This window comes from Amphritea pacifica, from assembly GCF_016924145.1.
Taxonomy (GTDB): domain Bacteria; phylum Pseudomonadota; class Gammaproteobacteria; order Pseudomonadales; family Balneatricaceae; genus Amphritea; species Amphritea pacifica.
This window is the reverse complement of the sequence record NZ_JAFFZO010000163.1, coordinates 1-348: the sequence shown is the minus strand read 5'-3', so window position 1 is coordinate 348 and position 348 is coordinate 1. Positions and strand designations below refer to the sequence as shown.

1 pseudogene is annotated in these 348 nt (G+C 49.7%); it reads left to right on the top strand.

What is annotated here, in order from left to right:
- Positions 1-348 (top strand): annotated as a pseudogene (locus JW499_RS23225) (IS110 family transposase); the annotation flags it as partial.

Genomic DNA, 348 nt, shown 5'->3' with positions numbered 1-348 from the left:
ATGGAGGGAAAGCTAAAAATGACCGGATCGACTCATACAAAATCGCGCACTTAATTCGTGGCGGAAACTTTCCCTTAGCCTATGTATATCCCGCTGAAATGAGGGCGACCCGTGATCTGCTACGTCGGCGGACTCGTATTGTCAGGCACGGTGCCGACCTGAAAGCCCATGTCAAAAACACCACCAGTCAGTACAACCTGCCACCTAACAACCTGAATCTGCGCTACCCCAATGCCCGGGAGCAGATGCGTCATAAGTTTGCCGATGAGTCCGTGCAGAAAAATATCGACCTGGATCTGAATATCATTGAGTTTTATCACCGCCAGCTCAGTGCTATCGAATGCTATA